The organism is Variovorax sp. OK605, from assembly GCF_900115445.1.
In the GTDB taxonomy this organism is placed as follows: domain Bacteria; phylum Pseudomonadota; class Gammaproteobacteria; order Burkholderiales; family Burkholderiaceae_C; genus Variovorax.
This window is the reverse complement of the sequence record NZ_FOWL01000006.1, coordinates 41166-47849: the sequence shown is the minus strand read 5'-3', so window position 1 is coordinate 47849 and position 6684 is coordinate 41166. Positions and strand designations below refer to the sequence as shown.

Genomic DNA, 6684 nt, shown 5'->3' with positions numbered 1-6684 from the left:
GAAGACGACGGTGTCGATCTCTATCGACTGGATGCCGCCGGCATAGGCCTCGAAGATCTTCCTGCCGTTGCCCAGGATCTGGCTGTTGCGAATGCGCAGGCCGCTGGCCTGCTTGACGTAGGCGTTGATGTAGCCACCCTTGATTCTTTCCATGGTCACGTCGCCTTTGACGGTGGCGTCGCGCAGGTCGAGATACTCCAGCACCGTGTCGCGAACCGTGAGCGACACAAGCGTGGCCGGCCTCATGTCGAACTTTCCGAAAAGCTTCGATCGTTCGATCAGCACCTCGGAGCCACCTCCGTCCTTGCTGACGCTGCAATCGACATCGATGAATTCGCAGTCGACGATGGTGTGCCTGGTCTCGCTCACTACATTCGTCCATTTCATCTTGCAGCGCGTGAACTCGGTTTCTCCGTACGACCCCATGCCGCCCCAACGGTTCGGATCGGTTTCCGTACCGATGAAGATGCAATCGGAAAACCTGACACCGTTGCTACCAGTACCTCCGACCACGACGGTGTTCGCCTTGGCCAGGCAACGCTGGAAGTCGACGTTTGTCAGTTTTCCGAAGTTGAATATCCCGGCGAATCGGCAACCTTCAAACGCAACGGATTCCATGTCGGCCTTGATCTCGTAGGCACCGACGAAATCGCAGTCGATGAACTTGAGGTTGCGCCACAGGAGGCCGTCGAAAACAGTGCCGCTCAACACCACGCCGCGAATCTCGAGTGGCGCGTCGCCGGCCTCCCTGGTGCGCAGTTCAGGGTCTTGGAGGTAGTCGAACTTCTTTCCCAGCGTGCGTACGTTGTTCTTGACCATGGCGAATCCGGTGGTGAATGCAGCGCTTGCTGCGAGAGAGATGGAGGCACGCAGAACCGAGCGCCGTTGCATGTACATGCTGTTCTCTATGTTGTCTTCGGCTTCTTGCCGGTAATGGCTTCCAGTGCAGAGACGTAGCCGCTGTTCTCGCAGTACGTTGCCAGAAACTTCCAGTCGGGAACCTCCCCTCGTTCTTGCCGCCTTCGAACGGCGTGCCTGTCTGCGAAGTGAACATCAGGGGTAAGCGCGGACTGCTCCTGAGGTAATCCGGTCCGGCGCACTTCAGCGCGTGGAGCGCGGCTGCAGCCGGATGTTCGAACCGTCCATCTGGTCGACGCGCCCGAAGGTGCTGCCGACGCTCAGGTCCACTTTCTGCTGCGTGGCCTGCGTACCGTGGAAGTCCAGCTTGCCGGTGATGCGGGTGCCGGAAATTTCGAGATCGGCAACGCGGCTGTTGGACATGTTGGCACGCATGATCTGGTTGTCCTTCAGCACGAGGCGCTGCGTGTGGAGATAGCTCGCGTCAAGTGTCGGGATGGTCGAGTTCCGGATGTCGATCGACTGGCTGATGTTCGAGATCCGGTCGGCGCTCTTGAGCGAGAAGCCGCCCGCGATGGTCACGGGTTCGGAAGAGAGGTCGCCGCCGAAGACGACGGTGTCGATCTCTATCGACTGGATGCCGCCGGCATAGGCCTCGAAGATCTTCCTGCCGTTGCCCAGGATCTGGCTGTTGCGAATGCTCAGGCCGCCGGCCTGCTTGACGTAGGCGTTGATGTAGCCGCCCTTGATTCTTTCCATGACCACGTTGCCTTTGACGGTGGCGTCGCGCAGGTCGAGATTTTCCAGGATGGTGTCGTGGAGAGTGAGCGACTGCAGATCACTGGCAACCATGCCGAAACTGCCGCGCAGCTTGGAATGCTTGATGACCACGACCGCCGATTCATGGCTCATGCCGCTGTTCGCGGCGCTGTCGGTCCAGATACCCACGTCTTGCGTTTCGCATCTGTCCATCACGATCTGCTTGTAGCCGGCAAGGTCGAACCACTTTGCCTTGCAGTCGACAAAAGTGGCATCGCCTCTGCTGCCGATACCACCCCAGTTGTTCGGATTCGGATCTGTACCGACAAACACACAGGTCTCGAAGCGGATGTCGGAACTCCCACTGAAGTCGATCACGTTGCTTTGCCCACCGGCTTGACAGCGCACAAAGCGAATCGACGTCGCAATGCCCCAGTTGATGATTCCTGCGAATCGACAGTTCTCGAAGATGCAATTCCGTAGCTCACTGAGCTTGATTTCGTAGCCGCCCACGAAGTTGCAGTTCACGAATTTGATGTTGTGCCACGCGACGTCGTGAAAGTTCGCGCCACTGACTTCTGCGCCATCGACCAGCAGTTGCGAGTTTCCCGTTTCATTTTGTCGAAGTGCTGGATCGCGCAGGTAGTCATAGGTCTTCCCAAACGACCGGATGTTTTTCTTGTCGACCATGGAATATCCAAAAAGAAGAGGTGAGAACGATGCCAATGCAGCTGCAGCAGATAGAAGAGAGCGGCGGTTCATTGCGTTTCCCCTGATTCACTTTTCGCCGTCTGGATTGATGGCCTCCTTGGACTGCACATACCCCTTGCCCTTGTAGTTTTCCGCCAGAAACTTCCAGTCGGGAACCTCCCCTCGTTCTTCCGCCGGCCTGCGAAAGAACCACTTCGAAGTCCCCGTCGCACGGTAGTCCATGCCCCCGCCCTTGAGCACCGTACCGAACACGCCGATCTCCAGCGGAAACATCCACGGGTCCGTGCAATCCATGTCCTTGCTCCAGTCGTCCTTGCCGACCTGGGGCTGCTTGAGCAGCACTTCGCAGAATGCCTGCACGGTGACTGCGCCGTCGCCCAGGGCCCGTGTCAGCACGGCATGGTCCTCGGGCTTGAACGTGACGGAAGGGGCCTTGGGGTCTGCATCGAAGGCGGTCGTCAGCACATGCCATTGCTTCACGACGCGTTTCTCCTCGTCCATGCCGCCTTCGAACACCCAGAACCTGACGCCTGCGATGCATGACAGCCTGGCCACGGTCGTGCTCAGCGCCAGCGGCACCGTCCATCCAGCCTGTATGAGTTGCGTCGGCGTGAAAGCCAGGGGCGTCTCGATGCCCTTGTCCGGGTGCCGGCTCATCACGGCCATGTAGTCCAGCGCCACCGCAAGGCGGGGCTTCTCGTTGAGCGGCGCACCGGCGCTTCGGCGCGAGCGCTGTGTCGTGACCTGGGTGATGGCGCCGGTCGCCGGGTCCAGCAGCGTGCCCGAGGGTGGGCGCAAGGTCCAGCCGTCGAGTTCGTTGTCGAGGTTCTGCTTGCCGACCGGTCCGCCGCTGCTGCTGACGATGAAGCGCGTGCGCTGGCGTGCCGGGGCTTTCACGGTCTCGCTGCGGATGCCGGGGTCCACGGCATTCGTGACCTGGATCATGCGGGCGCCGCTGGAGGGTTGGCACCACGCGACGCTGTAGACGCCGCTGCGATGGCTGTGGCCGCTGAAGTGCCAGTCCACCGCGGTCTCGGGCGTTGCGCTGCCGGCATTGCCACCCTCGACATTCACGAAGCGCTCGAAATAGGCGTCCTGGTTGATCTCGCAGGTGCCGGTGTTGACCTGGTTGAAACCGGGCTGCCCGCGAAGGGGCGCGCCCAGGGGACTGCTCGAAGGAACGAAGCGCGCTTGCGCGGACGCCGTGGAGTAGGGCAGCGGTTCGTCGTAGTTGATGATGGTGAAGTGCGTCGCCACCGTGAGGCTGGCGCCCGGGCTCGCACGCTTGTGGTTCTGGGCCTGGCCCAGCAACTGCAGCTGCCTGGTGCTGAAGGACTGGGTCGCGCGCGGCAGGATGCCGGTGCCTTGCCGGTCGGTCGTGGTGACAGCCACGCCGCTCACCGTGAGGTTCTTGAAGTTCTCGCCTTGCCCCCAGCCCAGCGCCGCGATCACCTGCATCGCGGGACCGGGCCGGTCGGGCTCGACGCCCAGCGCGATCAGCACGTCCTCCAGCGGCGTGAACAGGGTGTGGAACCAGTCGTAGTTCTCGGTCCGGTAGTTGTTGCCGGTCAGCGCTTGCGCATAGGTGGGGCCGTACGCCAGCGTGGCCTCGTAGATGCTCATGTTGTGGTCGGCCGAGATGCCTTCGTTGGCCTTGTTGTTGTGCCACTGGCTGGCGCTGTCGAAGTTCTTGTACGTCTGCGCCAGGTCCTCGATATGCAGGTTCTTGTTGCTGTTGACCACGCGGCGTCCGATCTCGGCCATGGGGCCGATCCGGCTGGACGGGTGCGGGCCGCCGCGCGTGCGGACGGTGGCGGTGGGGCGGAAGGCGCGTTCCCTGCCCCAGCCATCGGGGTCCAGCGTGTCGGTGGTGTCCTCGAGCACGCCCATGGCGGCGCCCCAGTCGTTGATGCGCGGGCTGATGCCGTAGGGCACCGCGTAGGCTTCGTGGTTGCCGCTGGTCATGAAGACAGGCAGCTTGAGCTCGTTGTAGGCGTAGCGCACCAGGCTGAAGGCCAGCATGTCGTCCTGCCCGCGCGGATACAGCCCCGGCGTGTTGAAGTGGTTCAACACGTTGAACTTCTTCCATTGCTCGCCGATGCCGTCGCCGACGAGCCGGGGGTCGATGTTGCGGTTGAAGTCGATCAGGTCGCCGGTGAAGAGCAGCGCGGTGTCGGGCTTCCTGCCGGCACCGATCTTGTCGAAGAGCGCCTTGAGCGCATTGAAGCTGTTGCACACGCGCGCGCCGACCGCGGGCCCTTCGAAGCTGCCGCTGTCCTCGATGACGCGCGCGGGCGACTTGGCCAGCGCGTTGTGCCGCACGTTGATGTGCACGTCGCTCAGGTGCGCGAGCTTCAGCGGCGCGTTGCCGGACAGCCGGATGACCGGGTGCCACGCCGCCAGGCGCTGCGAGGCATCGAGGGCCAGCGTGCGGGCCTTCTGCGCCGTCTGCGCCACGTCGTATTCCACCAGGCTGGTTTCCTTGCCCCGGGGCGCGCTGCCGGTGTTCGCGGGCTGGTGCCGGTGGCGCGGGTCGTCGACCTGGGCTGCAAGGAAGGACTCGACCAGCAGGTCCTGCGAATGCACCGTGCCGGCCGCGCACAGCGTGGGCAGGTTCTGCTTTTGCTGCGGCGTGGGTTCGACCATCCAGGCGAAGCTCCTGAAGCTGTCGGTCGCGGGCTGCACGGCGAGCTTGTCGATGTCGAGTTCGACCTCGTAGACGTGGCCGCCCGTGAAGCCCGAGGCGGTGTATGCGCCGACGGCCTGCGGGCTGAGCGTGGCGAAGACCTCGCCCTTCTGGTTGTAGATGAGCGCACCGGCTTCGAACCTGGCGACCCGCCAGACCTTGATGGCGCTGCGGGCCTTGGCGCAGTCCGCGCCGTCGCCGGTCAGCGCGCCCACGCGGATGTCGGTCTCGGGCTTGGTGCCGGTCATGCCGACCAGGCGCAGGTGGCGCGCCACGGTGGCCGCGGCGGTCTGCTCTTCGTCGCCGTCCATCGAGACGAGCTCGGCGCGCTTGTCCTGCGTGAACCGCCGGCCGCGGCTGTTGGCCACGCCGAGCGCCGACGTGGCGATGAAGAGGCTGCACCTCTTCTGGCCGGAGGCGATCAGCAGCGGCGTGCCGAGGCTGGGGTAGAGGATCACGGCCACTTGCTGCGCGGGGTCGCTGCAGTCGCACACCGATGCGCCGTTGCTGGGTTCGTTGGCCATGGTCAGCAGGCGCCGGGGCCGGCGCCGGGCAGGGACGCCGCGGCCGACGAGCTGATGGCGGCGAGAAGGACGCTGGACTGCGCGTCGTAGAGCCGGGCCAGCATGGCGTCGCGGTCCTGTGTCCACTCTTGCTGCACGGGCAGGGGCACGCGTGCCAGGACCTCGCGCAGATCGAGAGGGGCGGGCGCTCCCGACAGCGTGTCCAGAAAGCCGGGATGGGCGTGGAAGCGGGCGTGCGTGAGCAACGCCTGGCGGCAGGCCTGTGCCTTGTTGTGCCAGCCCGTGAGCCCCGCGCGATGGGCGAATGCCAACGCGGCCTGCGCGATCTGCCTGCGAAGCGATGGATGCATCTGTGCGAGGCGGTTCGCTGCGTTCGGGTTCGAGGTTTCCAGCTCTTCGGCGAGCAGGGCGACGACGAGATTCGCTTCGCCGGCCTTGTCCATGGCCTGGACCCATTCGGCGGGGAGTTCGAGCGCGGCGTTCGAAGGGGCTGAAGGGGGCGAAGGGGGCGGAGGGGCCGGAGGGGCGATGTCGGCTGGTGCGGCGCCCTTGACGTACCGAAGCCGCGCGTCGCCGTCCCAGCCGGCCCACCACGCGAGCGGCTGGGTGAATTGCCGCTGCGCGGCGGCTGGCCAGTGCGCGAGCATGTCGAAGCCGATGCGCGGATCGAAGTAGCGCAACAGCACGGGCGATCCGTCGGGCAAGGTGCCGGACAGGAAGCCGCGCAGGTGTTCGCAGAGCTTGGGCAGGCGCAGCGGGCTGCCCAGCAGGGTCACCGCCTGGGCCGCGGCCTGGTGCGCGAGCGAGCGGCGCAGCGACGCGGAAGGGGCCGTTGGCATCTCGATGAGCCATGGCCCGATGTCGGCCATCTCGGCTTCGGGCGTCTGCATGAACAGGCGCTCGGCGACGAGCTCGTGCATCGCGACCATGTGGCTGACGGCACCTTCCTCGCATTGCCCCGCACTGACCAGCGCATAGTGGCGCATGGGCATGGGCAGGGCTTGCGCCGGTCTCGTCGTTCGTTCGGCACAGAGCAGCCGGTCGATCTGCGCCAGCATGGACCGAAGCAGCACGGCTTGGAACCTGGCGCTTGCGATGTCCACGATGCCGGGGGATGACAGCGCGTTGCTGTTGTTGTTCGTCATG

Annotated in this window: 4 protein-coding genes; all 4 read right to left on the bottom strand. The window is 64.5% G+C overall.

Annotated elements, in window-relative coordinates; genetic code table 11:
* The coding region (locus BM013_RS41240) for a pentapeptide repeat-containing protein (RefSeq protein ID WP_177225490.1) at positions 1-897 on the bottom strand (897 nt) is incomplete at its 3' end.
* 204 nt (positions 898-1101) lie between these two features.
* Positions 1102-2307, bottom strand: a complete 1206-nt coding sequence (locus BM013_RS40515) for a hypothetical protein (RefSeq protein ID WP_218153661.1) — start codon at positions 2305-2307, stop codon at positions 1102-1104.
* A gap of 87 nt (positions 2308-2394) precedes the next feature.
* Positions 2395-5538 (bottom strand): metallophosphoesterase, encoded by a 3144-nt coding sequence (locus tag BM013_RS16835; RefSeq protein WP_177225489.1) that lies wholly within the window; start codon positions 5536-5538, stop codon positions 2395-2397.
* Between the two features lie 2 nt (positions 5539-5540).
* The gene (locus tag BM013_RS16830; protein ID WP_093128782.1) at positions 5541-6683 is read right to left on the bottom strand and encodes a DUF4123 domain-containing protein; all 1143 of its coding nucleotides are present in this window, start codon (positions 6681-6683) and stop codon (positions 5541-5543) included.
* Position 6684: the final 1 nt, after the last annotated feature.

Excerpts from the sequence above, each read along its gene's own strand:
- BM013_RS40515 (WP_218153661.1), bottom strand. The coding sequence starts at position 2,307 with ATGGTCGACAAGAAAAACATCCGGTCGTTTGGGAAGACCTATGACTAC.
- BM013_RS16835 (WP_177225489.1), bottom strand. The coding sequence starts at position 5,538 with ATGGCCAACGAACCCAGCAACGGCGCATCGGTGTGCGACTGCAGCGAC.
- BM013_RS16830 (WP_093128782.1), bottom strand. The coding sequence starts at position 6,683 with ATGACGAACAACAACAGCAACGCGCTGTCATCCCCCGGCATCGTGGAC.